The sequence below is a fragment of the Algorimicrobium echini genome (assembly GCF_900115185.1).
Taxonomy (GTDB): domain Bacteria; phylum Bacteroidota; class Bacteroidia; order Flavobacteriales; family Flavobacteriaceae; genus Algorimicrobium; species Algorimicrobium echini.
Genome location: NZ_FOVN01000003.1, coordinates 130,985 through 156,555 on the forward strand (window position 1 = coordinate 130,985; position 25,571 = coordinate 156,555).

The 25,571-nt window shown below is 32.4% G+C and carries 35 protein-coding genes; 20 read left to right on the top strand and 15 right to left on the bottom strand.

Annotated features, from left to right (window positions below; translation table 11 throughout):
* Nucleotides 1–154: 154 nt before the first annotated feature.
* From BM239_RS09285 to BM239_RS09295, 3 genes are all read left to right on the top strand, one after another.
* A complete protein-coding gene (locus BM239_RS09285) occupies nt 155–1,183 on the top strand; it encodes a helix-turn-helix domain-containing protein (protein WP_092207870.1) in 1,029 nt (342 codons plus the stop codon).
* 338 nt (nt 1,184–1,521) lie between these two features.
* On the top strand, nt 1,522–1,605 hold the full coding sequence (locus BM239_RS15520; RefSeq protein WP_245758227.1) for a four-helix bundle copper-binding protein: 84 nt from the start codon (nt 1,522–1,524) through the stop codon (nt 1,603–1,605).
* Nucleotides 1,606–1,640: 35 nt separating this feature from the next.
* Nucleotides 1,641–2,153 carry a pyridoxamine 5'-phosphate oxidase family protein gene (locus tag BM239_RS09295; protein ID WP_092207874.1) on the top strand — a complete coding sequence of 171 codons (513 nt, stop codon included), beginning with the start codon at nt 1,641–1,643 and terminating at the stop codon, nt 2,151–2,153.
* A gap of 99 nt (nt 2,154–2,252) precedes the next feature.
* Here the strand turns inward: BM239_RS09295 and BM239_RS15425 are convergent, their stop codons facing one another.
* Nucleotides 2,253–2,405 (bottom strand): hypothetical protein, encoded by a 153-nt coding sequence (locus tag BM239_RS15425; RefSeq protein ID WP_177209015.1) that lies wholly within the window; start codon nt 2,403–2,405, stop codon nt 2,253–2,255.
* A gap of 11 nt (nt 2,406–2,416) precedes the next feature.
* Nucleotides 2,417–3,781 (bottom strand): NAD-dependent succinate-semialdehyde dehydrogenase, encoded by a 1,365-nt coding sequence (locus BM239_RS09300; protein WP_092207876.1) that lies wholly within the window; start codon nt 3,779–3,781, stop codon nt 2,417–2,419.
* A gap of 186 nt (nt 3,782–3,967) precedes the next feature.
* Here BM239_RS09300 and BM239_RS09305 point away from each other — a divergent pair, with 186 nt between their 5' ends.
* The 8 genes from BM239_RS09305 (at nt 3,968) to BM239_RS09340 (ending at nt 6,976) form a co-directional block, all read left to right on the top strand.
* Entirely contained in the window at nt 3,968–4,297 is a 330-nt protein-coding gene (locus BM239_RS09305) for a YtxH domain-containing protein (RefSeq protein WP_092207878.1), read from the top strand.
* A 6-nt stretch (nt 4,298–4,303) separates the two neighbouring features.
* The gene (locus tag BM239_RS09310) at nt 4,304–4,660 is read left to right on the top strand and encodes a hypothetical protein (RefSeq protein ID WP_177209016.1); all 357 of its coding nucleotides are present in this window, start codon (nt 4,304–4,306) and stop codon (nt 4,658–4,660) included.
* A 40-nt stretch (nt 4,661–4,700) separates the two neighbouring features.
* Nucleotides 4,701–4,910 (top strand): hypothetical protein, encoded by a 210-nt coding sequence (locus BM239_RS09315; RefSeq protein WP_092207882.1) that lies wholly within the window; start codon nt 4,701–4,703, stop codon nt 4,908–4,910.
* A 50-nt stretch (nt 4,911–4,960) separates the two neighbouring features.
* Nucleotides 4,961–5,395: a hemerythrin domain-containing protein gene (locus tag BM239_RS09320; RefSeq protein ID WP_092207884.1), complete on the top strand. Its 435-nt coding sequence runs from the start codon at nt 4,961–4,963 to the stop codon at nt 5,393–5,395.
* A gap of 152 nt (nt 5,396–5,547) precedes the next feature.
* Complete coding sequence (locus BM239_RS09325; protein WP_092207886.1) at nt 5,548–5,997, top strand: ferritin-like domain-containing protein; 450 nt, start codon at nt 5,548–5,550, stop codon at nt 5,995–5,997.
* A gap of 193 nt (nt 5,998–6,190) precedes the next feature.
* On the top strand, nt 6,191–6,349 hold the full coding sequence (locus BM239_RS09330) for a DUF1328 family protein (RefSeq protein WP_092207888.1): 159 nt from the start codon (nt 6,191–6,193) through the stop codon (nt 6,347–6,349).
* Nucleotides 6,350–6,382: 33 nt separating this feature from the next.
* Complete coding sequence (locus BM239_RS15430; RefSeq protein ID WP_177209017.1) at nt 6,383–6,559, top strand: hypothetical protein; 177 nt, start codon at nt 6,383–6,385, stop codon at nt 6,557–6,559.
* A 93-nt stretch (nt 6,560–6,652) separates the two neighbouring features.
* Nucleotides 6,653–6,976: a hypothetical protein gene (locus BM239_RS09340; protein WP_092207891.1), complete on the top strand. Its 324-nt coding sequence runs from the start codon at nt 6,653–6,655 to the stop codon at nt 6,974–6,976.
* On the opposite strand, the gene BM239_RS09345 is transcribed toward BM239_RS09340, so the two are convergent.
* The gene (locus BM239_RS09345) at nt 6,973–7,407 is read right to left on the bottom strand and encodes an arsenate reductase family protein (protein WP_245758221.1); all 435 of its coding nucleotides are present in this window, start codon (nt 7,405–7,407) and stop codon (nt 6,973–6,975) included. The two genes, BM239_RS09340 and BM239_RS09345, sit on opposite strands and share 4 nt — an antisense overlap.
* 210 nt (nt 7,408–7,617) lie before the next feature.
* Here BM239_RS09345 and trxB point away from each other — a divergent pair, with 210 nt between their 5' ends.
* Nucleotides 7,618–8,598 carry a thioredoxin-disulfide reductase gene (gene trxB / locus BM239_RS09350; protein ID WP_092207893.1) on the top strand — a complete coding sequence of 327 codons (981 nt, stop codon included), beginning with the start codon at nt 7,618–7,620 and terminating at the stop codon, nt 8,596–8,598.
* A gap of 201 nt (nt 8,599–8,799) precedes the next feature.
* Here trxB and BM239_RS09355 read toward each other — a convergent pair whose 3' ends face one another.
* The 3 genes from BM239_RS09355 to BM239_RS09365 form a co-directional block, all read right to left on the bottom strand.
* Nucleotides 8,800–10,626, bottom strand: coding sequence for a PspC domain-containing protein (locus BM239_RS09355; RefSeq protein ID WP_092207895.1), 1,827 nt, complete (start codon nt 10,624–10,626; stop codon nt 8,800–8,802).
* A complete protein-coding gene (locus tag BM239_RS09360) occupies nt 10,626–10,964 on the bottom strand; it encodes a PadR family transcriptional regulator (RefSeq protein WP_092207897.1) in 339 nt (112 codons plus the stop codon). Before BM239_RS09360 ends, BM239_RS09355 begins: the two co-directional genes overlap by 1 nt.
* 159 nt (nt 10,965–11,123) lie before the next feature.
* Complete coding sequence (locus BM239_RS09365; protein ID WP_092207899.1) at nt 11,124–11,570, bottom strand: DUF4870 domain-containing protein; 447 nt, start codon at nt 11,568–11,570, stop codon at nt 11,124–11,126.
* A gap of 142 nt (nt 11,571–11,712) precedes the next feature.
* Here BM239_RS09365 and BM239_RS09370 point away from each other — a divergent pair, with 142 nt between their 5' ends.
* The 3 genes from BM239_RS09370 (at nt 11,713) to BM239_RS15525 (ending at nt 13,469) form a co-directional block, all read left to right on the top strand.
* On the top strand, nt 11,713–12,168 hold the full coding sequence (locus tag BM239_RS09370) for a DUF4442 domain-containing protein (protein WP_092207901.1): 456 nt from the start codon (nt 11,713–11,715) through the stop codon (nt 12,166–12,168).
* A gap of 89 nt (nt 12,169–12,257) precedes the next feature.
* Nucleotides 12,258–13,058 carry a TIGR00266 family protein gene (locus BM239_RS09375; protein ID WP_092207903.1) on the top strand — a complete coding sequence of 267 codons (801 nt, stop codon included), beginning with the start codon at nt 12,258–12,260 and terminating at the stop codon, nt 13,056–13,058.
* A gap of 213 nt (nt 13,059–13,271) precedes the next feature.
* The gene (locus BM239_RS15525) at nt 13,272–13,469 is read left to right on the top strand and encodes a hypothetical protein (protein WP_092207905.1); all 198 of its coding nucleotides are present in this window, start codon (nt 13,272–13,274) and stop codon (nt 13,467–13,469) included.
* Between the two features lie 29 nt (nt 13,470–13,498).
* Here the strand turns inward: BM239_RS15525 and BM239_RS09385 are convergent, their stop codons facing one another.
* The gene (locus tag BM239_RS09385; RefSeq protein WP_092207907.1) at nt 13,499–14,437 is read right to left on the bottom strand and encodes a hydrogen peroxide-inducible genes activator; all 939 of its coding nucleotides are present in this window, start codon (nt 14,435–14,437) and stop codon (nt 13,499–13,501) included.
* A gap of 106 nt (nt 14,438–14,543) precedes the next feature.
* Between BM239_RS09385 and BM239_RS09390 the strand changes: the two genes are divergently transcribed.
* Nucleotides 14,544–15,023, top strand: coding sequence for a Dps family protein (locus BM239_RS09390; RefSeq protein WP_092207909.1), 480 nt, complete (start codon nt 14,544–14,546; stop codon nt 15,021–15,023).
* 68 nt (nt 15,024–15,091) lie between these two features.
* Here BM239_RS09390 and BM239_RS09395 read toward each other — a convergent pair whose 3' ends face one another.
* The 7 genes from BM239_RS09395 to BM239_RS09425 all read right to left on the bottom strand — a co-directional run bounded on the left by BM239_RS09395 (nt 15,092) and on the right by BM239_RS09425 (nt 21,771).
* Nucleotides 15,092–15,511, bottom strand: a complete 420-nt coding sequence (locus BM239_RS09395; protein WP_092207911.1) for a DUF2141 domain-containing protein — start codon at nt 15,509–15,511, stop codon at nt 15,092–15,094.
* 120 nt (nt 15,512–15,631) lie between these two features.
* Nucleotides 15,632–16,963, bottom strand: coding sequence for a DUF58 domain-containing protein (locus BM239_RS09400; RefSeq protein ID WP_092207913.1), 1,332 nt, complete (start codon nt 16,961–16,963; stop codon nt 15,632–15,634).
* Nucleotides 16,964–17,965, bottom strand: coding sequence for an AAA family ATPase (locus tag BM239_RS09405; protein WP_092207915.1), 1,002 nt, complete (start codon nt 17,963–17,965; stop codon nt 16,964–16,966).
* A complete protein-coding gene (locus tag BM239_RS09410; protein ID WP_092207917.1) occupies nt 17,965–19,164 on the bottom strand; it encodes a DUF4350 domain-containing protein in 1,200 nt (399 codons plus the stop codon). Before BM239_RS09410 ends, BM239_RS09405 begins: the two co-directional genes overlap by 1 nt.
* Entirely contained in the window at nt 19,157–19,882 is a 726-nt protein-coding gene (locus BM239_RS09415; RefSeq protein WP_092207919.1) for a hypothetical protein, read from the bottom strand. The genes BM239_RS09410 and BM239_RS09415 overlap by 8 nt, the downstream gene beginning before the upstream one ends.
* Nucleotides 19,875–20,795, bottom strand: a complete 921-nt coding sequence (locus tag BM239_RS09420) for a hypothetical protein (RefSeq protein ID WP_092207922.1) — start codon at nt 20,793–20,795, stop codon at nt 19,875–19,877. Before BM239_RS09420 ends, BM239_RS09415 begins: the two co-directional genes overlap by 8 nt.
* Before the next feature lie 10 nt (nt 20,796–20,805).
* The gene (locus tag BM239_RS09425; RefSeq protein WP_092207924.1) at nt 20,806–21,771 is read right to left on the bottom strand and encodes a stage II sporulation protein M; all 966 of its coding nucleotides are present in this window, start codon (nt 21,769–21,771) and stop codon (nt 20,806–20,808) included.
* A 33-nt stretch (nt 21,772–21,804) separates the two neighbouring features.
* Between BM239_RS09425 and BM239_RS09430 the strand changes: the two genes are divergently transcribed.
* Complete coding sequence (locus tag BM239_RS09430; protein WP_092207926.1) at nt 21,805–22,530, top strand: RDD family protein; 726 nt, start codon at nt 21,805–21,807, stop codon at nt 22,528–22,530.
* Nucleotides 22,531–22,747: 217 nt separating this feature from the next.
* A complete protein-coding gene (locus BM239_RS09435; protein WP_092207928.1) occupies nt 22,748–23,347 on the top strand; it encodes a trimeric intracellular cation channel family protein in 600 nt (199 codons plus the stop codon).
* Nucleotides 23,348–23,355: 8 nt separating this feature from the next.
* Here BM239_RS09435 and BM239_RS09440 read toward each other — a convergent pair whose 3' ends face one another.
* On the bottom strand, nt 23,356–24,060 hold the full coding sequence (locus BM239_RS09440; protein ID WP_092207930.1) for a peptidylprolyl isomerase: 705 nt from the start codon (nt 24,058–24,060) through the stop codon (nt 23,356–23,358).
* A gap of 2 nt (nt 24,061–24,062) precedes the next feature.
* Between BM239_RS09440 and BM239_RS09445 the strand changes: the two genes are divergently transcribed.
* Both BM239_RS09445 and BM239_RS09450 read left to right on the top strand, forming a co-directional pair.
* Nucleotides 24,063–24,704 carry an NUDIX hydrolase gene (locus tag BM239_RS09445; RefSeq protein WP_092207932.1) on the top strand — a complete coding sequence of 214 codons (642 nt, stop codon included), beginning with the start codon at nt 24,063–24,065 and terminating at the stop codon, nt 24,702–24,704.
* A gap of 51 nt (nt 24,705–24,755) precedes the next feature.
* Entirely contained in the window at nt 24,756–25,568 is an 813-nt protein-coding gene (locus BM239_RS09450; RefSeq protein ID WP_092207934.1) for a lysophospholipid acyltransferase family protein, read from the top strand.
* Nucleotides 25,569–25,571 lie beyond the last annotated feature (3 nt).

Consider the following 25,571-nt stretch of genomic DNA (forward strand, 5'->3'; position numbering starts at 1 on the left):
CAAAATCTAAAAATTGTGTAACACAATGCCAAAATTGTGTAACAGAAAAGGGTCTTACTTATTCGATCTTTACACTATCATTAATTCAGGAAAATCCCTTTTTAATGATTCTTATTAAAAACGAGAATAATTTACTAACTTAAATACGACCTTTATGAAAACTGCATATCTTCAAGCCAAAACAATAGAAGCTACTTTCCAACAATTACAAAATACATTTGGGGGAAAATTTACAGTAGACTACAAAGAACATACTTTAGAAGTAGATAGTGAATTAGGAAAAGGTATCATAAAAGGTGTGCCGTTTAAGGATGGTATTACATATTTAGAGTTTGACATGGTTTTTTATCATGACTTTGTGTTATCTATAAACACACCAGATAAAAATCCAATTTACTTTACGTATTGTTCTAAAGGTCAGTTAGGTCATAGTTTTGGTGAAACAGGAGAAAAGCGTGTGCTTGGAAGTTTTCAAACTGGAATTTTAACAAGTAGACAAGCTGAAGAAAATTTGCTTTACTTTAAGAAAGATGAACAATTAAAAACAACACTTATTACTGTTCAAACAACAGGAAGTGCAAATCATACGGATGCCCAAGGTTTAAAGTCTAAATTACATGATACATTTTTCAAAAATTTTGATAAAGAGAATTTTGTTTACATAGGATCTCATAATTTAAAAATATCTGAAAAAATTGATCAGTTACAAGCCATTACTCAAAAAGGATTGGTAAGAAGTTTATTAATTCAAGGTTTGGTTCATGTTATTCTAGCATTGGAAATTCAACAACATTCAGATGATTTAAAAAATAGAAGTCAGAACACAGGAACACTTACGGTATCTGAAATGGCAACCATTAAAACCGTTTCAGATTATGTAAATGAAAATTCAGAATCACAAATAACTATCACAGATTTATATAGTAAATTTGGTTTATCGCCTTCAAAACTTCAAGAAGGATTTAAATTAATGCATGGTCATACCGTAACCGAATATATTAGAGAGGTTCGTATTAAAAAAGCAGAAGATTTGCTAAAGAATACGGATATGAATATTTCGCAAGTGGTGTATACCATTGGACTTACCAGCAGAAGTTATTTTTCTAAAATATTTAAAGAAAAATATAACTGCAGTCCAAAAGACTACAAGTTTGCACAGCGTGAATTAGCTATGTCAGCCTAAAATCTAATTAAATTCAATTAGTTTTTTTAGCAGTTACGAGATTATAAATTTGGGTAGAATGGTGTTATTCTAAATAAAAGAATACTAATTTAAACCGATATAAAATGATACGTAATTACGAAAGTTGCATTAAAGCTTGCCAGCAATGTATGTTGGATTGCCAGCATTGTTTAACTCAAATGTCTCCTATGGAAAGCCATAACAGTTGTCCTAATTGTTGTGCACAGTGTATAGATGCCTGTTTAATTTGCATAAAATTTATGGTGTCAGACAGCCCATTTGTAAAAGAATACTGCCGTCTTTGTGCAGAAATTTGCGAATGGTGTGCCAAACAATGCATGCAGCATAACCATAGTCATTGCCAAGAATGCGCTGCATCTTGTTTAGCTTGTGCAGAAGCTTGTAGAGAACACGCAGCCTAAAACACAAACAATTATTAATTATTAAAATTTACATTATGAGCACTAGAAATTATACTAAAGATAAAAATGGACTTGATAAAATGCGGGCGTTAATTGATGCGCCAAAAATTGTCATGTTAGCAACACAATTACGTAAAACACCTTTTTCCGTTTGTCCAATGACTTTACAACAAATGGATGATCAAGGAGACTTATGGTTTTTTACCTCAAAAACTAGTAGCCATTTTACAGATATTCAAGAGGATAATCGGGTTCAAATAATTTATACCGATGAGGATAAACAAAAATACATTTCTATTTATGGTAACGCAACTCATATTATTGATGACGAAAAGGTTGATGAACTTTGGAGTCCAGCCTTGAATACTTGGTTTGAAGGTAAAGATGACTCCAATTTAGCCTTATTGAATATTAATATGGAAAATGCCTATTACTGGGACTCTATTCAAAATAAACTAGTGTCCTTCTTTAAAATTGTTGAAGGTTCTATTACAGATAAAACACCAGATTTGGGAGAAAAAGGACATGTTAATCTTCAAAATCATTAAAAACAAAAGCCTATTACAACTAAAAAGCGCAACATAAATTGCGCTTCTTTTTTTTGATATAAACTGAATTACTTAAGCTATTATAGAATATATAGAAACTTAAAACCATTCAAAATATAATCCTGAAACAATTACTGCAATTACTAAAATTATAAGCGCAACAATTACAAATGTTGCTGTAAAAATGGTTTTGTTATCATCTTGTAATAAATAATCTTCTCTGTCTGAATCTTTATCTTTAACTACTGGCATAATTTTTATTTTTAAAGGTTAATATATACTGTTTTTTTGTTTACAAATTCATGGATGCCTTCTATTGATAATTCACGTCCATAGCCTGATGCTTTTGTTCCGCCAAATGGCAACCGAGGATCAGATTTTACTAATTCATTAATAAAAAAGGCACCATCGGGAATTTGATTTATTTGGTGTTTTGCAGTTTCTGTGTCTTTTGTAAAAACCATACTACCTAAACCGTATTTAGAGTTGGCTGTCATTTTATATGCTTCATCGGCATTGTTAACTTTAATGATAGCGGCAACGGGTCCAAAGGTTTCTTCATCAAAAACTGGCATTCCTGGATTTACATCTGTAATAATTGTGGGCTCAAAAAAAGCATCCTTTATAGTGTTACCAATTTTTATTGTCGCCCCATTTTTAACAGATTGATCCACCTGTTTTTTAAGCGTGTCTGCTAAATCTTTACGAGCCAAAACACTCAATTCAGTGTCATCTTTTAAAGGGTCTCCAATTTTAATATTAGAAACTTTCTTTATTAATTTTTCTAAAAACTCATCGTAAATTGGTGCTTCAACAATAAAGCGTTTTGCAGCAATACAACTTTGTCCTGTATTTTGCATTCTGGCATTTACCATAGTATCTAAATACGTATCCAAATCTGCATCAGCCAAAACAATACAAGCATTATTTCCACCTAATTCCAAAACAGTTTTTTTAAGATTTTTTCCTGCTAGAGCGGCAATATGCTTACCTGCTTTTTCACTTCCTGTTAAAGAAACGGCTTGAAGTCGGTTATCAGCAATAATCGTTTCTATTTGATCATGACTAGCTAATAGCGTTTGAAAACATCCTTTTGGAAAGCCACTTTCTTCAAATAAGTTCTGAATTGCTAAAGCACAACCAGTAACATTACTAGCATGTTTTAGTAAAACTGTATTTCCTGCTGCTATGGTTGGAATTGCAAATCGTAATACTTGCCAAAATGGATAATTCCATGGCATAATTCCTAATATGCAACCCAACGGGTCATAGCTAATAAAGCTTTCCGAAGCATCGGTTTCTATGAGTTCATCAGCTAAAAATTCATCTGCATTCGTCACGTAGAAATCGGTTAACAAGGCACATTTTTCAATTTCAGCTCTACTTTGGGAAATTGGTTTCCCCATTTCTTGAGTCATTAACGTGCTATAAGATTCCTTGTTTTTTAACAAGTTTTCAGCTAACTGCTTAAATAAATCTGTCCGCTCTTTAATATCTGTGCTTCTCCAATTTTGAAACGTTTGGTGAGCACGACTTAAATAGTTTTCAACCATTTCATTAGAGAACTGTTTGTAACTATCTAAAGTTTCACCATTATAAGGGTTTACGGTATTAATTATTTGAGACATATGCTTTGTTTTAATAGAACTAAATTAGTTTATAATGTTTGGAGAACTTAACGTATTCCATAAAACAATTAACGCGATACAAGAAATTGTTTTACGTCAATAATTAAATGGTTAGCGTTAATGTAAACGCCTTATTATCATGATATTTGACATATTGAATTACATGTTTAACTAAAAAAAAATATTATGACAAATAACGGAAGTACAGGTTTAGGAATTTTAGCTGGAGCAGCAATTGGAGCAGTATTAGGAATTTTATTTGCGCCAGACAAAGGAAGTGCAACGAGACAGCGTATTGCAGATGAAGCGGAATTACAAAAACAACGTTTAGCATCATCAGCATCAGATTTGCGTGATCGGGTTGCATCAACAGTCAGTACGGAAAGACACAATTTAGAAGATAGAGTAGAATCTCTAGTAACCGATGCGAGTTATAAAGCTGAAGATGTTATTACAACTTTAGAAGCTAAACTTAAAGATCTAAAAGCCAAGAATAAGAAACTTCAAAAATCATAAGTGATTATGAACGTTTTTGAATCAATTGGAGATAAAACAGATAGAGCTACAGATATTGGTGAGAAATACATAAAAGTTTCTCATCAATATTTTCGGCTTAAGCTATTCCAACAACTTACATTTTCAGTGAGTATGGTTGCAAAGCTTGTGGTAATCGGTGCTTTTATCATTTTAGGAATCATTTTTGGGGCTGTAGCAGTAGCCATCAGTATTGGTAATTTTTACAATAGTTTACCAATTGGGTATTTATCAGTTGCCATGCTATTTTTCTTATTAGGATTGATATTGTATTTTACTAGAAAATCTATCAATACCTTCATAATAAAAAAAATGAGCTTGAAATTCTTCACCGAAGACGATTAAGTTTTTTTACCATTAACAATACCATGAAACTAGATAAACTATGAAACCAAATTACACGAATTTTAACGACATTGAAGCCGATCTTAAATTGTTGAATTTAGAACGTAAGATTGCTTGGGAAGAATTAAAATTATTGAAAACAGAACTTAAAGATGATTTCAGACCATATAATTGGATTGAGCCAATAATTAAAGGTGCTAGTAAATATGGTGTATTTGTACTTTTTAGAAAACTTTTTTCAAAGCATTAAACAACTAAAATAAACTAAAACAATTAATAAAACTTACAAAACCAAAAACCATGACTATTTTTGAGGCCATAAGAGAAGATCACGATATTCAACGCGATTTGTTAAATAAACTTGTTGAAACATCTGGTGATACCAAGACAAGAGACAGTATTTTTAAAGATGTACGAAAACAACTTCAAGTTCACGCTGATGCAGAAGAGCGTCATTTTTACAAACCTTTAATAAGTAATGATATGATGCAAGACCATGCCAGACATGGTATTGCAGAACATCATGAAATTGATGAACTTATAGAACAGCTAGAAGACACTGAACGCGATGCATCTTCTTGGCTGAAAATTGCTAAAGATTTAAAACATAAAGTGGAGCACCATCTAGAAGATGAGGAGCATAGCTTTTTTCAATTAGCAGGAAAAGTTTTTAGCGATAACCAAAAAGAAACGCTAGCAGCTTCCTACCAAAGTTACATGAAAAAAAATCTGTAAGTATAAAAATTATCGCACCATTTGATTGCGTTAATTTTAATCTTTTTCAGATTAAATTACGTGTAATTTCATATGTATTTTAGTATATATAAAAAGATGATTAGCAATAAACGTCTTATAATAAATTACTTAACAATTAAATACATTTTATTATGAATCCATACACAAAAGAAGTTGGTAGTAAGCTAAACGCGCTACTAGAAAAAAACTACGATGCAGAAAAAGGTTATAAAAAGGCAGCTGAAAATACCAATCACACAGCCTTAAAGAATTATTTTAACCGAAAAGCAGCTGAACGTTATGATTTCGGACACCAATTAAAATCAGAAATTAAAAACTTTGGTGAAGAGCCAGATAAAGGAGGTAGTGCTACTGGTTCTGCACATAGAGCTTGGATGGATGTAAAAGCCATTTTTTCAAGTGATAACGAAGAGTCTATGTTAGAAGAAGCCATTCGTGGAGAAAAGGCATCTGTAGAAGAGTACGAGGAAGTACTTAATGAAACAACATTGCCAACATCCACAAGAGATTTGGTTTTAAAACAAAAAAATATAATCTCTCAAGAGTTAAATACAATAAAGGGACTAGAAGATATTAAATAGTCTTTTTTATTTTAATACAAGATTAAGGGTTCTGACAACAGAACCCTTTTTTTATGATACACCTTTACTTTTTTTTTAGCTATTTGAGTTAAAGGATAATTTGATTGAGCAATTTTTTACGTCAATGTATTACGATCTTTATAGTATAGAAAGTTGATAGTCAGTTTTCTAATTAACCATTAAAACAAATATTATGTTACGTTGGACAATCATTTTTATAGTATTAGCAATCATTGCCGGAATTTTAGGTTTTGGAGGAATTGCTGCTGGAGCAGCAGGTATTGCTAAAGTATTATTTTTTATTTTTATAGTACTTTTTATTATTTCACTTATTCGTGGAAGAAAAGCTTAAGCAAATTTAATGAACCATTTAAACACAATTATTATGAGAAAATTTCTTTATATATTTCTAGTGGCATTTAGTATGTCATTAGTTTTACCGAGTTGTAGAGACCAAAAAAACGATAGCGTTGAAGATGTAGCTGATGATGTAGGAGATGCTGCCGAAGATGCAGCAGATGATGTTGAAGATGCTGTTGAGGACATTACGGATGACAATTAACAAGGATTTAAGAATTTGGTTAGTAGTAATTAAAACAGGTGTTTTACTTTTATAGTTTAACACCTGTTTTTATAATTTTTAAATAAACGTATTATGGAACAAGAACGAAACGAATTAGATTATATTAAAAAATACCAGGCTCGCGGTTATACTAGCAGCTTTAAATGCAATAATGATGTGCTAATTGAATTAACAAGTAAGAAAGCCTATAAGCCTAATCAAATTTTTATTAAGCGGACACAGCGTTTTGAAGGGTTAAGTAATCCATCCGATATGTCTATTTTGTATGCTATAGAAACGGAAGATGGAAAGAAAGGTCTTGTAACGGCTAGCTATGGAATTGATAGCGATACAGATTTAGATACGTTTTTTAAAAACATACCTAAAGAGAATGACCATTCCAATGATGTTATTTAACTTTTATCTTGAGATCTGGCATCATCAGACGCTTCTTCCTTATCAAAATATTTAGAAATTTCTGATGGTGTTTCAATAAAATGAAACGTTTTTCCATCAATTAAAATGGGGCAACGTAAACTGCTTGGGTGATTTTGTAATACTTTAATCCAATCGTCATTAGATAAAGAAGCATCTTCAGTTTTATAGTTATTTTTAAAGTCTGGATGCTCTTGGTTTACCAAACCAGATAGATTTGTATTTAAATTGGCGGCAATTTCAGCCCATTGGGTTCCAGTTACTTTAGTTTTAGAAATATCAATAGCCAAGATACCACGATCGGAGGCATTTACATATGCATATGCTTGTTGACCTAAAGAGTTTTCGGAATTATAATAAAGAATTACTTTTCCATTATCTGTTGCAATTGTACCCATAAAATCTTCTTTCATTTTTTATTTATAAATCTATCTCTATTCAGTATGACAAGATAACACAATAAAAATAAATTTTAACTCCAAAACCAAACAGAGTCACTTATTTTAATACAACCTTCGCAAAGGATATCAGTAAAACTAATCGGTCCATAATAACTTTTAATAAGTTTGCTGTAAGGTTTCTGTTAAAAAATCTACTTTTGCATTACTAAATTTACAATTATTATGTCTGAAACTATAGAAAAAATAAAATGCTTAATTATAGGTTCTGGTCCCGCTGGTTATACAGCGGCTATTTATGCTGCCAGAGCTAATATGAAACCTGTATTATATCAAGGTACACAGCCAGGAGGTCAGTTAACAACAACTAATGAGGTTGAAAATTTTCCGGGTTATCCAGAAGGTATTACAGGACCTGCAATGATGATTGAGCTTCAGCAACAAGCAGAGCGCTTTGAAACCGATGTGCGTGATGGCTGGGTAACTAAAGTCGATTTTTCTGGTGATGTTCACAAAGTTTGGGTGAATGAAACAAAGGAAATTCACTGCGATACCGTTATTATTTCTACAGGAGCCTCTGCAAAATATTTAGGGTTAGATTCGGAACAAAAATACTTAAAATTAGGTGGTGGTGTTTCGGCATGTGCCGTTTGTGATGGATTTTTCTACAGAAACCAAGAAGTTGTAATTGTTGGAGCTGGCGATAGTGCTTGCGAAGAAGCACACTATTTATCTAAACTGTGTAAAAAAGTAACCATGTTGGTAAGACGTGATGAGTTTAGAGCCTCTAAAATCATGGCAGCTCGCGTTAAAAAAACTGAAAATATTGAAATTTTATTCAATACCGAAACAGATGAGGTTTTAGGTGATGGACAAGTTGTAACTGGTGTGCGTGTGTTTAACAATCAAACAAATGAGAAACACGAAATTCCAGCAACTGGATTTTTTGTAGCTATTGGACACAAACCGAACACGGATATTTTTAAAGACTTTTTAAATCTAGATGAAACAGGTTACATTATAAATGTACCTGGAACTTCAAAAACAAATGTGGAAGGTGTTTTTGTATCTGGTGATGCTGCTGACCATGTTTACAGACAAGCAGTTACTGCTGCTGGCACAGGATGTATGGCTGCTTTGGATGCCGAGAGATGGTTGGCCGCAAAAGATGCTGATTTTGAAGTTAGCACTTCAACTTATAACTAATTTGTTAATTATAAAATAAAAAAAACCGAAGCATTTGCTTCGGTTTTTTTGTGCTTTGTTTCTTTCAAAATAGAAACATATAGAGCGTTATAATGAGTGTGATAATAATTTTTGATAGCGTAGTCATGATTTTTTGATTGATTGATTGATTGATTGATTGATTGATTTTTGTACGCAAGCCATTAAGCAGTATAAGTGGTTTTAGTTGCTATCGGTAGTTATTTCTATACCGTTTTTGTCAATATTTACTCTAACTTCCTCACTATTGGCTTTTAGGCCATCTTCATTGAGTTCTAGACTAGAATCAACAGATTTTATACGTACACCGTTTTCATTTATCTTAACACTAGAGTCATCGTCGTTAACATTTATGTTTATGTTATAATCGTCTTCTGGGCAATCCTCACAAATAACACCATCGTTAATTATTTTTAAATAATGTTCTTCCATTCCGTTGTCTAAAATGTCATTATAATAACTGGAATTTCTATGAAAATTGTATGTGTTATCATCGGCATAAAGAGTACTTCCTTCCGGTAAATACACGGTAATTTCTACTTCCTGATCACTAAATTTATTATTAATATCGGTAGTTAAAAAAGCATCTAAAATTAAAGTTTTACCTCTTAATTCATAATTATAATTAATGTTTTCGGCACGTTTTTTTGCTAATAAAAAGTCACTCCCGTCAGCTTGCTTTTCAATAGTTAGGTAGCCTAAAGAATCTCTTGTCGATTTGATAATTAGTCGAATATCTGTTGAGTAAATGATTTTTTCATTATTATCATCATAAGCTAATCGCGTAGAATTACCATGTCTGTTAAAATTTTTATTGTAGGTAATATTCTCGGCCATTTTTATAACCAAAGTATCATTAGCGGTAATGTTTAAGGTGTCTTTTTGAGAAACACTCGCATCAAAAGCGTGCTGTGTTGCTTGTTTAATGCCAATTATGGTTAAACCAATAATAGCTACTAACCAGAGTCCTAATAATGAGAATTTAGCAATATTACCAATAGATTTTAAGTTGTTTACCAGAATTTTTAATCCCAGATAAAAGACAAAAAAGAAAGGAATACCAATGGCAAAAAAGAATAGCATAGATACGAGCCATATAGGTGTGTTGGCAGCGTTTGCAGCTTCTAATAATTCAAAACCAGGAATCTGGATAAAATCGGTTATTCCAACTGTAAATAAACCAATAAGTAAACTAATTAAGGTTCCTGCACCTACAATAATTAAAATAATACCAATAAACTTGGCAATCACTTTAAAAAAGAACACAAATATATTTCCAATGGCATCAAAAAAACTTTGTGAACTTGATTTAATACTATTTCCATGCTTTTGAAAATTGACGTTTTTGGCAGCACCAGACACTGAATCGGAAACCGATTTAGCGGTTCCAGATAATGAATCGCTTACATTTTTGGCAACATCAGAAACGTTATCAAAGCCATCTTTAATTTTTTTTTCAATATTACTAATGTTAACAGGCTCACCAGTCATGGTAAGCTTGTCAGCAGTCGTTTTGGCTTCAGGAATTAAAATCCATAACAAAATATATAAAAAGAACCCTGTGCCTGCACCAAATATTAAAATAATCCATAATAACCGAATCCAGATGGTGTCTATCCCAAAGTAGTGGCCTAATCCAGCAGAAACACCTCCAATATATGAGTTTTCGGTATCTCTGAACAGTTTTTTATTTGGACTTGTTTTGCGTTGGTATTGACTTTTTGGCTCGTCTTCAAAGATTTCATCGTCTACCAAATAGTCTTCTGGTTGCCCCATTATGGTGATAACATCGTCTACTTCTTTATTCCCAATTACTTGTTTATCGTGTTTTATACGCTCACTAAATAATTCGGCAATCCGGGCTTCAATATCTGAAATAATTTCAGATCGTCCTTGAGAGTCTGTAAATGAACGTTTTATAGCCTCAAGATAGCGTTGTAATTTTAAGTATGCATCTTCATCAATGTGAAAAAAGATACCTGCTAAATTTATGTTGACTGTTTTATTCATTATTTCGTGTTTTTTTGACGGGTTACTATATTAACTGCATTTTGTAGTTCGTTCCAAGTTGTGGTTAATTCATTTAAAAACAACTTGCCGGTTTCGGTAAGACCATAATACTTTCGTGGTGGCCCAGATGTGGATTCTTCCCAACGATAATTAAGAAGTCCTGCGTTTTTTAGTCTGGTTAGTAGCGGATAAATAGTTCCTTCCACAACCAGTAATTTGGCATCTTTTAAAGTATCTAGTATTTCGGCAACATAAGCGTCATCATCTTTTAATACCGAAAGAATACAATACTCTAAAACACCTTTACGCATTTGTGCTTTTGTGTTTTCTATTTTCATATGTGTCTTTTAATTTTAATTAAGGCAAGCCGCTTATAGCTTGTTTCTCCTAAAAATATTTTTAATCTGTTCATTTTTTGATTGTTTGTTTGTCTTTCAACAAGATTGATTATTGATTGCCAAACCATGAGGTAGGCATGATGAAAATTTTACGCGTAATTATTTTAAAAAATTAATTGTTAATGGGTATTTAAATGCCTGACCATCTCTTGCGGATAGAGCAGCTTTAACGATAAACACTAGTTCTAAAATAAAACCAATTACAGCTAGAAATCCTAAACCTCCAGTTATGTATAATAGCGGTGAAGGTTTACTGATGTTAATCTGGATACTATCAAACATATTAAAATCTAATAAGTCTAAACCACTAAAAAGATTGAATACAAAAAATGGGACGGTAATCATGCCAATTATTAAAGCATATAATAAAATACTCATTTGAAAATTTATAGCCTGTTTACCATGAGCATCTACAAATTCGGATTTGTCTTTATTCATGACCCATAATACTAAAGGACCAATAAAATTTCCAAACGGAATCATAAACCTAGAGAAGGTAGATAAATGAATAAAAGTGGCTATGTTTTTTTGGTGATTATCAATCATTTTTAAAAGTATATAATAGTTTCTTATGCAAATATATGTCTAAAAGAAGGTATTATGCAATACAAAGTACTTAAATTTAACATAAAATTAACAATTAGCCATTCGTTTATTTTCGATATATTTATAAAAAATAATAGACCCAATGACTGTTTCTCCTAGCAAACTCAATATGTTTTTAATGTTCAAATTACCAGCAGCTTATTTTACCGGTGTCCGAACAAAAATATTAGATTCAGAGCACTGTGTTGTAACTGTTAAGCATAGATGGATCAATCAAAACCCATTTAAATCCATGTTTTGGGCAGTGCAAGGTATGGCTGCCGAACTAACAACTGGTGCTTTAGTCATGCAGAAAATTAAGAGTAGTGGTCAAAATATTTCAATGCTAGTGGCATCCAATAATGCTAGTTTTACTAAAAAAGCTACAGGTATAATTACATTTGTTTGTCAAGATGGGCTTAAAATAGATGAGGCTATAAAGCGAACCATTGAAACAGGAGAAGGTCAAACAATTTGGATGCATGCTATTGGAACAAATACTGATAATGTTAAAGTTTCTGAGTTTAACTTTGAATGGACTTTAAAATTAAAGCAATAACGATAGGGTGTTTTTTTTTAAAATTATATGTAACAAATACTAAAAATTGCTAACCTATAATATGTATCAATCTTATAAACCCAAAAATTATGAATGCACACGAAATTGATTATGCCATATATGGTGAAGAAATGCAATATGTTGAAATAGAATTAGATCCGCAAGAAGGTGTGGTTGCCGAAGCTGGTAGTTTTATGATGATGGATGATGGGATTAAAATGGAAACCATTTTTGGTGATGGCTCAACCAAAAACAAAGGGTTTATGGGTTCTATTTTGGGTGCTGGAAAGCGAATTCTTACGGGTGAAAGCTTATTTATGACCGCTTTTTATAATAATTTAGTTGGGAAAAAGCGCATTAGTTTTGCATCACCATATCCTGGAAAAATTTTACCAATTGATTTAACAGAATTTGGAGGTAAATTTATTTGTCAGAAAGATGCTTTTTTATGTGCTGCTAAAGGAGTTACTATTGGAATTGAGTTTAGTAAACGTTTAGGGCGCGGACTTTTTGGAGGTGAAGGTTTTATTATGCAAAAGCTAGAAGGTGATGGTATGGCATTTGTCCATGCTGGAGGAACCATGGCTAAACGTGTTTTATTGCCTGGCGAAATTCTTCGTGTAGACACAGGATGCATAGTTGGTTTTACACACAGTATAGATTACGATGTGGAGTTTGTAGGAGGTATTAAAAACACTATTTTTGGTGGTGAGGGACTTTTCTTTGCTAAACTACAAGGCCCTGGAACCGTCTATATTCAATCGTTACCATTTAGCCGTTTAGCAGGTCGCGTTCTTGCATCAGATCCTCAAGGCGGTGGGAAAGATAAAGGTGAAGGCAGTATATTAGGTGGATTAGGTAATTTGTTGGATGGTGATAACCGTTTCTAATTTTTTCAACAACCTATTAACAATCCTCTAATAAAGGTAAAGCTAAATGGATTAAGAGCTTACGGATATTTTTAATGCTTTAAAGTTAATGCTTGCTGTTAAAGTTTTGTTTAGGTTTAAGAAGCAATCTCTTTTTTTACTATATTTATAGAAACCTTAAAAGATAAAATTGCCTATAAATAAATCTACTTTTTAACCTAAAATTTTTAAGAAATGGCCAGAGCAATGTTCGAGTACACTAAAACGGTACTCAATAAAGTGAGCTTTGATGCAACATTATTTTGCAGAGAAGTACAAAAAGCCCTTCAAAGATTACTCCCTTATGAAATTGAAGAACTAAAGATCTTTATCGAATCTTTGGTAAGGCAAAACCCAGATTTAGATCAGTGTTTAGTATATTTAGAAACATAAATAAAAGCGACCATCATAGGTCGCTTTTTTTATTTTGGTAGTGGACTAACTATATTAACACTTTGAAATGCAATTGCACCTCTAATTATTCCCGAAATTACGTTGTGCATAGCATCAACAATTTGCATTTTTAGTTCACTTTTATGATACAGTAAGCTCACTTCTCTTGCTGGTGATGGCTCTATAAAGTAGTGTAGGTTTTGTTTTGCTTTTTCACTTAAATCTAACGTGTGTAAATAGGGGAGTAATGTCATTCCTAATCCTTCATCTGATAGTTTAATTAGCGTTTCAATGCTGCCACTTTCTAATTGAAATTGATCGTCATTATGGTTTTTAAAGGCTTTACATAAATTGATAACGCCATCTCTAAAACAATGACCATCTTCTAGAAGTAGCATATCATCTATCTCTAAATCTTCCGTATTTAATTTAGATTTATTATGTAATCTATGATGTTTAGGAATATAGCCAACAAATGGCTCAAAATATAGAACACGCTCTTTAATATAGTCGTTTTCAAGAGGTGTTGCTGCAATAGCTGCATCTAAATGGCCTTCTTTAATACGCGATATAATTTCTTCAGTTGTTAGCTCTTCAATTTTTAATTTAATTTTTGGGTACTTTTTTATAAATGCTTTTAAAAACATAGGCAACAGCGTTGGCATAATGGTTGGAATAATTCCTAATCTAAACTCACCGCCTATAAACCCTTTTTGCTGATCTACAATATCCTGAATTCTATAGGATTCATTAACAATATTCTTGGCTTGGTTTACTATTTTTTTTCCAACTTCAGTTAACTCAATAGGTTTTTTACTTCTATCAAATATTAAAACCTCCAACTCATCTTCTAATTTTTGAATCTGCATACTCAAGGTTGGTTGGGTAACAAAACAAGTTTCAGCAGCTTTGGTGAAATTCTGCTGTTCGGCTACTGCTAATACGTAGTATAGTTGTGTAATAGTCATAAGTATCAATTTAGACTATAAAAATATAAAAACTATCAATAAAACTTATGCTAAAACCTCTTAAATATGTTATAAATTTGAGTATAACTTAAAAATAGATAATATTATGACATTGAATACAATAGGATTAGACCAAAAAGAAACCAAAGACATTGCACAAGACTTAAATGTTTTATTAGCCAATTTTCAAGTGTATTATCAAAATTTAAGAGGTGTTCACTGGAATATTAGAGGCAAACGTTTCTTTGATTTACATGTTAAATTTGAAGAATTATACACAGATGCCAATATGAAAGTTGATGAGATTGCAGAACGCATATTAACATTAGGTGAAACACCATTACATACCTTTGACGATTATACCAAAGCTGCTAAAGTGCCAGTTGGTAAAAACGTATCTGAAGATGAAAAAACAGTGCGTTTAATTGTTGACTCGCTTTCAGAATTACTAAAAATAGAACGTGGTATTTTAGATAAAACAGATGAAGTAGGTGATGAAGGTACTAATGCCATGATGAGTGATTTTATTACCGAACAAGAAAAAACAGTTTGGATGTTTAAAGCTTGGTTAAATGAAACTGTATAATAATTAATTTTTGACTTAAAAAAAGCGAACTGCACAGTGTCAGTTCGCTTTTTTTTATTTGCTATTTTTTAAAATCGGATATTAATTTCTGTATCTTCTTTCAATTCAAATTTAGCGTCATTAAAGTTTGGTGGTCCCATTAGCATAGGGTTATTAGACATACCATAATTTTCCTTTGGCATACCATTGGCTTCAAAATCCATTCGTGAATTATCATTCTCATCATGAACGACCATTACGGCATAGTTTCCTTGTTTGACATTCTCAAATGAAGCAATGGCTTGACCATCTATGACTTTTACTTTTGCACTTTGAATGCCATCTGCTTTCATAAATGTATCGGCAGAATGTAAACCTATTAATACATGTCCTTTAGCATTCAATGGGTTTTCAATAATCACTTTTACTGTGTAAGTTTTTAAACTGTCTTGTGCATGAGAAATAAAAGATGTTAAGGCAAAAGCGATAATAATAGCAAGCGTTTTCATAATTGTTGGTTTTTAAATTAATACAGTGTAAATGTAAATGCAATCACTAGGTTCTAAAAAGTTATTAAACTGAACTGTCGCTTTTTTAGGATGGATTGTAACATGATTAGAAAAACCAGTTTAAATTAGTCCACGTGCTTTAATTTCTAGGTACTTATTAATAGTATTCAGTGTTAAATCTTCTGGAGGTGTTAGAATACTCTGAATGCCGTGTTTTTGAAGTTCGTTAATAATGAGTTTCTTCTCAAAAACAAATTTTTCGGCAATGGTTTTTTCGAATATTTCAAAAGTGTTACGTGATTCTTTCTGTGTTAATTTATCCAATTCGGTATTTTCAAAAAAGATAACTACCAAAACATGATGTTTGGCTATGGCTTGTAAATACGGCAATTGTCTGTGTAAAGCATCTAGGGTTTCAAAATTGGTGTAGAGTAATAATAAGCTTCGTTGATTTAAACTACGCTTCACATCAATATATAGCCTGGAGAAATCAGATTCCGAGAAATCGGTATCCAAATTATAGAGGGTTTCCATAATCTGATTCATTTGTGATGGTCTACGTTCAGCCACCACTTTATTGGCTATTTTTCTAGAAAATGCAAACATACCAGCCTTATCCTGCTTTTTTAAAGCCACATTACTAATAACAAGTGTGGCATTAACGGCATAATCTAAAAGGCTTAACCCATTAAAAGGCATTTTCATAGCACGACCTTTATCTATAACGCTGTATATGGGTTGAGAACGCTCATCTTGAAACTGGTTAACCATTAATTGTCCGCGTTTAGCTGTCGCTTTCCAGTTAATATTCCGAATATCATCTCCTTGCACGTAGTCCTTAATTTGTTCAAACTCCATAGTGTGACCAATGCGTCGAATTTTTTTTAACCCAAATTCGAATATCTTATTAGAAAATGCCAACAGCATATATTTTTTCAGTTGAAGAAATGATGGATAATTGGGAACCATAGCGTCATTTCCAAATTGAAAACGACGGGTTATAAAGCCAATAGGTGATGTTGCAAATACATTTAAGTTTCCAAAATGATATTCGCCACGTTCCAAAGGACGCAAGGTGTAGGTTATTTTTTTGTCTGTTAGCTTATCAAGTTGGGTATCTATTTCAAAATCGCGCTTCTGATATTGAAACGGCATTTCGTCTATCAGTTTTAAAGTTACCTTATAATTATACGTGTTTTTCAGTCTGATTTCAATAGGATTCTCATCACCATTACTCAATTTTTCGGGAAGTAATCGTTCGGCATCTATTCCATTCTGCTTGAATAACAAAATACTGTCTATTAGAACAAGTCCAAGAAAAACACCAAAAAGCATGATGCTTACAGCTAACAATCCTGGAAATTGGTAAGCCATTAAAAATAAAAAGGCAAAAACCATTAAGGCAGCAAAAAACCGAAATTCTAAATAGATATGTTTAAAAATACGTTTCAATTATCTCGGTATTTCAATCGTTTCAAGAATCTGATCAACAACTTTATCAACCGTAAAAGCTTCCATTTCACGCTCTGGCGTTAGTACCAAGCGATGTTTTAAAACCGCTTTAGTACAGCGTTTTATATCGTCTGGAGTAACAAAATCACGACCTTGAATAGCTGCATTTGCTTTGGCAGCATTTAAAATAGCTATAGAGGCACGTGGTGAAGCACCTAAATACAAGTTGGCATTATTTCTGGTATTGTTAACTATAGAAGCAATGTAATGTAGTAAATGATCTTCCACCAAAACTTGTTTTATTAAGCCTTGGTACCGAATAATATCAGATGCTTTCAAAACAGAATTAATTGTGCTATAATCTAATTGATCTTCCCGTTTGTGGTTGTCTATTAGAATCTGAATTTCATCATCTAACGATGGGTAATCGACATTAATTTTAAACAAAAAACGGTCTAATTGTGCTTCAGGTAAACGGTAGGTTCCTTCTTGTTCAATTGGGTTTTGAGTGGCAAAAACCAAAAAAGGCGGTTCCATGATAAACTGATTGTTGTCAATGGTTATTTGGCGTTCTGCCATGACTTCAAACAAAGCAGCTTGCGTTTTTGCTGGCGCTCTGTTAATTTCGTCTATTAGAATAATATTAGAAAAAATAGGGCCTTTTTTATATTCAAATTCATTAGTTTTTACATTAAAAATAGAGGTTCCTAAAATATCACTTGGCATTAAATCGGGTGTGAATTGAATTCTGCTAAAATCGACATCCAAAGTACGAGCTAAAAGTTTGGCGGTAACCGTTTTTGCTACGCCAGGAACACCTTCTATAAGGGTGTGTCCATTAGATAAAATGGAAATAATAAGTAGTTCAACCATGTCATTTTGACCAACAATTATTTTACCAATTTCTTTTTTTATATTCTCAACATGTGCTTGTAGAGGCTTAAGATCAATTCTATTTGTGAAGTTTAAATCTTCGCTGTCGTGTTGGTTACTATCTTCCATTATATATTGTTTTTTGTAAAATGTTCTATTTGTTTGTTTAAGCTAATAAGCTCTTTTTCGGTGTGGTTATTTTTCGATTTTAAATATGTAATCAAATCGATAAGTGATTTAGTGTCTTGAACGGTGTTTGATGATTTAACCGCCAGTTTCTGAATAAAACGCTCACTAAATTCATTGGTTTCCAAGTAATATGAGGCGCGTATAAATTCTAAAAAATACATAATTTTTTTATGAATGATATTTGAATAATCGCCATGTTGATAATATAAATCGCCAATAGTCTGGGTGAATTCAACTGTTGAATTTTTCAATGGCTCCACTACAGGAATAATGCGTTGAGTACGTTTTCCTTTAAAAATTACAAAAACTATTAAACCCAATAAACTAATATAGAAAGTCCATTTTAAAGCAGGGTTGCTTAACACAAAACGCAGTGGACTTTTAATAACTTTCCGGCCACTTTTGTAATAATTATCCCAAAGGAGGTTATTTTCTGTTGGTAAATAGGATAAAACGGTTGCTGCATAATCCGCTTTATCATTTAATAAATGGTAATTTGTAAAGGCAAACGGATTGCTATGCACATAAAAAGCACCACCATTATTTCCGTAAGGTGTTTTTATAAAATTAACTTCTTTAAGTAGCTCCTCTTCATCCTTCATGTAGCCTAAAACAGTGGCTTTGGTGGTGTCTATAGAAGTAAAATAACTATTTTCAATAACATCATCAAATAAGCGTTCGTTGTTTTTCAAGGCTTTATTAGTGAAAATGGACTTGGAGGGATCTTTGAAAAACCCATCATAATCGCGATCTATTTCTATATTTAAGGAATCGGCAAAGGTTCCATAAATATAATTAGTACTTATAAAAACAGAATTTCCATTTTCAACAAAATTTAATAGTGCTTCAGACCCTTCATCTTCAATACTGATATAATCATTTATAAGAATGAGTGTTGTGTTTTCAGAAGTATTAAAATCCTTCAAACGTTCATAAAGGCTTTTATCAGAAGTTTTTAATGGGTTAGATGTAAATGGTTCCAACTCATGATAAAGCACATAACAACCAAGTGGAATTTTATCGGCAGCAGAGTAGGAGTTTCGCCAATTTAGGGGTTTGGGTTTGGTAACTTCGGCAATCATTAACAACACGATAATGGCACCAATGCTATACAAAGCTATTTTTGAGCGTTTATCCATTAATGCGTTTATTTAAGGTTAAAAAATCGTCTTGGTTTTTGTTGAAAGCATTCTCGTCTATAGCAAACTCGCCATACCAAACGTAGTCGTAGATATAGGAGATACGCTTAAATAACTGTTTGATACTATCATCTGAAATTTCATTAAGATAGTCAGAATTGGTTTTGTCATAATGCCAATCTATGATATTTTTATTGGTTAAATTTTTAAGAGATTTTAGGTACAGATAGCGTGTGGCTAATCGATAGTTTTTCTCTTTTAAAGCTACTTTTATTAGGTTTTCAAAATTAACTTGCTGGATGTCCTCTTCAATATATCCAAAGTTCTCGATGGTTTTTTCTTCGGTTTTAAATACAGAACTCATAGGAGATTGCAATAAAAACTTTATCAATAAATACAAAGCTCCAGTAGCTAAAAGTCCGTAAACAATGTACTCTAAAGTTTCGTAATCTATGAAGTCTATATCAATTCCAAACAGATTGCCTAGCCAATTAAAAAACTTACGTAATAGTTGTTGTAGTAAATTAACACCTCCAGTATCGTTAATATTATAATTAAAATCGTTTCCTGTATAGCGTTCAGGCAAACCGTCTTTAAAATAGGTAACGGTAATATTGGTAGAATCCTCTTGAATTTTATTTTGAGCTATGGATACTGCATGCTGGATACAAAACAAGCCTGAAAGTAACGAGTTGATATATGTTTTTGGTTTAATCATTTACACCAATTTGTTCAATGCGTTCACGTAAATAAGTATTGTGTTTCTCTTCATGTAAATTGAAAAATAAAACACCATACGCGACTTGTGATAAAGCTTGCGAGAAAATAAAAGCTAGAATAAATGTAGTGAAACCTAAAGTAAAAACAATAGTTGCAAAGTTGCTTGTTAAAAAATCGACTTCACTTTCAACGGAGAAATAGGTGTAAATGGCAATGATAAACCCTGGGATAGAAAGGATTAAAAAGGTTAACATAAGGTTTAAAATACCAATAACAAGACCATAGAACACAACCCGTATAAAGTTAGAAAACGTATAGGACCAACCTTCTGATAGAGCCTCACCAACGGATTTATTGGCACTAAAAATGGCCATAAAAGATAAACCAAAAAGGGCATTTAACGTAAAACTAATGGCATATTGTGCTAACATACCCAATAGCGGAATAAAGGCTAAAACTACCGATACAATAAGGTATCCAATATACATAGCAATTCCTATAAGGACAAAAAGGATGATGGTTCCAAAATTCTTTTTAATAGCAGACCATATATTTGGTGAAGTTACTTGGCCTTCCTGTTTTACATATTCTGAAATATAGGCGCTTGAGAAACTATAGTTTAATATGGCGGTAATAAATAAAATAATGACTAACAGGAATCCGCCTGCAATTAAATACCAGTCATTATCCATAGTGGTTTCCATTCCAAATCTGAAATCACGACTTGCTAAACCCATAAAACCGGTTACTAATAAGTAGGACCCAATAAGTGTTAATATGATGCTAATTGTATTATACCGTAAATACAGGTTGGTATAATGTTTAAAGTTCAGTTTTAAAAAAGTAAAATAATTATTGACAATATCGCCAAAAGAATTACGTGTACGGAGTTCTAGATATGGTTTTTCCACCTGTTAATTTTTATAGATTTAAGGCTGTTTTTTTATTTAACGTAATTGGATAAATAATGTAATAAAAGATGATTAAAGTTAACGAAGCAAAAATTATACTATAAGCTAAAGCAGGATGCATTTGCTCGCCAAAACGCGTTATAAAGCCTTCAATAAATCCTGCAATTATGAAAAACGGTATGGTGCTGACTACTATCTTTAAACCATCTTTAGCACCTTTCATAAACGCAATGCGTCTAGAATATGTTTTTGGGAATAGAAAACTATTTCCCATAACCAATCCAGCACAACCAGCAATAACTATTACTGAAATCTCAATTGTGCCATGAAGCCAAATGGTTGATGTTTTTTCTAAAATACCATAATTATAGAAAAAGGTAATAAAGGCTCCTAGCATAATACCATTACTGAATAGAATATAAATAGTTCCAACACTAAAAATAACACCAGCGGCAAAGGCAAAAATAGCTACCCGTATATTATTTATGGTGATTCCAAGAAACGTACCCATCTGACTTCCACTTTTATAAACAGCCATAGGTTCGCCGTTTTCAATGTTTTCAATAGTCATATTTACATAACCATCACCTAAAATTAAACGAACAAAACTAGCGTCGTTTAAAGTTGATACAACACCAATTAAAACGGCCGACATAAAAATTAAAAACGCATACAGTAATGTTTTGTGGTATGCTTTGAAAAACAGAGGAAATTCATATTTCCAGAAAGATATGATCTTGTTTTTAGACTCTCTTTTAGTAATATAAATTTTCTGATGAGCCTCTGAAGCTAGCGAGTTTAAATATAAAAGCGTCTTACTATCAGCGTAGTAAGTTTGCGCATAAGCGAGGTCGTTAGTAAGTTGAATATAGTATGAAGCTAAATCGTCTGGATTTATTTTAACATTATTGTGTAATGCTTTTTCAAATACCAGCCATTTTTCCTTATTTTGCTTCACGAATGATGCTTCGCGCATAGACAATTAAAATTTAAACGAATATACATTTCCATGAGCAAAATAGCAATTAACACAGCCCAAAATGTCAATTTAGATTATAAACTTATTGGTGTTGGCGAACGGTTTGTCGCTTTTTTAATTGATGGCCTCATTTTAATTGCCTACATGACTATTATGGAAAATTTGGTAGCAGTTTCTGAAATATTTGATACTGATAGCTGGACACGTCGTGGTTTTTTAGGTTTGTTAACGCTTCCAGCTTTTTTCTATTCATTACTTTGCCATGTGCTTTTTGGTGGACAAACAATTGGTAAAATGATTATGAAAATAAAGGTTGTTCGTTTTGATGGAGCACCAACCCAATGGTATAATTTGTTAGTTCGGTGGATGCTTCGTTTAATTGATATTTGGCTCTTTTTTGCTTCTATAGGTGTCATGAGTATTTTATTGTCCGAAAAAAAGCAACGTGTGGGCGACTCTGCAGCCGGAACCGTAGTTATTAGTGTGAAACAAAAACATAAAATTACCAGTACTATTTTAGAGGATATTACGGATGATTATGAGCCTGTTTTTAATAATGTTACATTATTAAGTGATAAGGACGTTCGGATTATTAAAGAGGCTTTTCAAATTTCTAAACGTAATAATGATTTCAAAACCTTAACCTTAATTAGAAAAAAGATTTGTGGTTTACTACAAATAGAAACCGAAATGTTTGATAAGGAATTTATTGACACTATTTTGAAAGATTACAATTACTACACTCAAAATATGTAGGTCTAGTACCAATTCCTTGAAAATAAATTGTGTGAATCCCCTACACCGTTTTTTCAAAACGGCACCTATTTTCCTTCAGTTAAAAGCATTCTCATTTTAAGTTATAACACGCTTTATAGCTACTTAAAATAAGCTTAAAATAGTACGTGTTACGTTTCACTAAATAATATGCATTATATACCTTTGCGTGTATTTTAAAAATTTATAGGCAGAAGTGATGTTTTATGCAATTGATATTTTAGGAACTATAGCTTTTGCTATTTCGGGCGTGTTGGTTGCTTTAAGTAAGCGCATGGATCCGTTTGGGATTTTAATTATTGCTACGGTTACTGCTGTTGGAGGTGGAACACTTCGCGATGTTTTGATAGGTGAAACACCTGTTAGTTGGATGCTTAACTTAAACTATATTTATGTTATTTTAGTCAGTACAGTCCTAACTATTATTTTTAAAACCAAAATAGATTACCTCCGAAAATCTCTATTTCTTTTTGATACCATTGGAATTGGATTGTACACGGTTGTGGGTGTTGAAAAAGGAATAACGGCAGGATTAAACCCTATTATATGTATTGCTTTAGGAACTATGTCAGCCTGTTTTGGCGGTGTTATTCGTGATATATTATGTAACGAAATCCCTGTAATTTTTAGGAAAGAAATTTATGCAACAGCTTGTATATTAGGAGGATTAACATATTTTTTAGTAAGAAAACTTCCTATTGATAACAATGTTGTTTTTATAATAGCCGGATTGGTGGTTATAACTGTAAGATTATTAGCTGTCCGTTTCAAAGTAACGCTACCAAGCCTTTATAAATAAGCAAGTGTTTATTTAATAATTTCTACTTTTTTAATATAGACATTCCGTAAAGGCCAATCACCATCATCAGTTTTTTGAGCAGCAATTTCGTCAACGACATCCATACCAGATATAACTTCTCCAAATATGGTGTAATCGCCATCTAGATGATAGGCACCATCTTTATTTTGAACAATAAAAAATTCAAATGGCGATGCTAACTTATATGCATCCTCAATTTCGCTGCTTGGCATGCTTACAACGCCTCTATGGTGTTTGAAACCACGTTTGGTATCAGGAGGAAGTAGGTAGCGACCAATATCACCACGTTTGCGTTTTATTTTTGGGTCGTCTGTATTTCCAGCTTGAATGATGAAGTTGTCAATAACGCGGTAAAATTGTGTGCCATCAAAATAACCACGTTTAGTAAGGTAAACAAAATTAGCACGATGAAATTTAATTTTATCGTATAATAATATGTCAATTTTTCCAAAACGAGTAGTGATACGAATCTTGTTTTCTGGGTTCTCCTTTTCGTATTCTAAAAAGAATTCCATGGCATTTTCATCTGTTAAAAAAGGGAATTCAGGAGTTTTAATTTCTGAACTATCAATTTTGTTAGGTGATTTTTTTATTGATTTTGTCGGTTTTGCATTCTGTTCCTTTGGTTGTGATTGTTTATCTTCACAATTAAGAAAAAAAATAAAAGCGACTAATATCAGAATACGTAGCATAAATGAAATTTGATAAGTTTTTACAATCAGTATCAAAAATAGAAAATATACCACTTCCAGCCGAATCTTCACAGTTTAAAATGTCACCTCCGTTTAGAGAAAAACTTCAGGAGCAGCAAAAAGATGTTATAAAACGAGCCAAAAAAGCTGGTGTTGTGGCTTTATTTTATCCAGATTATAATCAGAATACCAAGTTGGTGTTAATTCTTAGAAAGACATATAAAGGTGTGCATTCTGCTCAAGTAGGATTTCCGGGAGGTAAATTAGAAACAACAGATTTGTCAATAGAACATGCAGCCATTCGTGAGACATGGGAAGAGGTTGGTGTTCCCGAAAATCAAATTGAAATTTTACGCGCCATGACCAAAGTCTATATTCCTCCAAGCAACTTTTTTGTATTTCCTTTTATTGGAATATCGCGGTTTACACCTCAATTTGTAAAACAGGATGCCGAAGTTGAAGCTATCATTGAGGTAACTTTACAGGATTTTATTAGTGACGCTAGTGTGGTAACCAAAACAGTATCAACTTCCTATAGTGTTCAGGTAGATGTTCCTGCTTTTAATTTGAACAATTATATAGTTTGGGGAGCAACTGCTATGATGTTAAGCGAAATAAAAGACTTGTTAAAAGAACTGCTGTAAACGGTGAGTTTTATTACATTTGTAATCTTAAAACTGTTGTAAATTATATGTATGGGTTTGTTTAAACAAAATCCTTTTGGTCATTACCTGATTCTAAAAAAATGGGTAATTAGAATTCTTGGCGCACTTACTCACAGGCGTTTTAGAGGGTTTAATGAACTTCAAATAGAAGGTTCTGAAATCATTAGAAACTTGCCAGATAATAACGTTTTATTTATATCTAATCATCAAACATACTTTGCTGATGTTGTGGCTATGTTTCATGTGTTTAATGCTAGTTTGAGTAATCGAGATGATTCAATTAAAAATGTTGGTTATTTATGGAATCCTAAAATGAATATCTATTACGTAGCGGCTAAAGAAACCATGAAATCTGGATTATTGCCAAAAATTATGGCTTATGCTGGATCGATTAGTATAGAGCGTACTTGGAGAGCAAAAGGGGAGGATGTTAATAGGCAAGTAAAAATGAGTGATATTTCGGCCATTAAAACAGCATTACATGATGGTTGGGTTATTACCTTTCCACAAGGCACAACCACACCTTTTAAACCTATTAGAAAAGGAACTGCTCATATCATCAAGCACTATAAACCGGTTGTTGTACCCATTGTTATTGATGGGTTTAGACGCTCTTTTGATAAAAAAGGGCTGCGCGTAAAGAAGAAAAATATTCTTCAGTCTATGGAAATAAAAGAACCTTTGAATATTGATTATGAGAATGAATCGATTGCAGAAATAGTTGAAAAAATAGAGTATGCTATTGAACAGCATCCTTCATTTTTAAAAGTTATTCCACAAGATGTTTTGGAAGCGCAAGAAGCTCTTAACCAGCAGCGAAAATGGCGTCCTAATAACGCATAAATA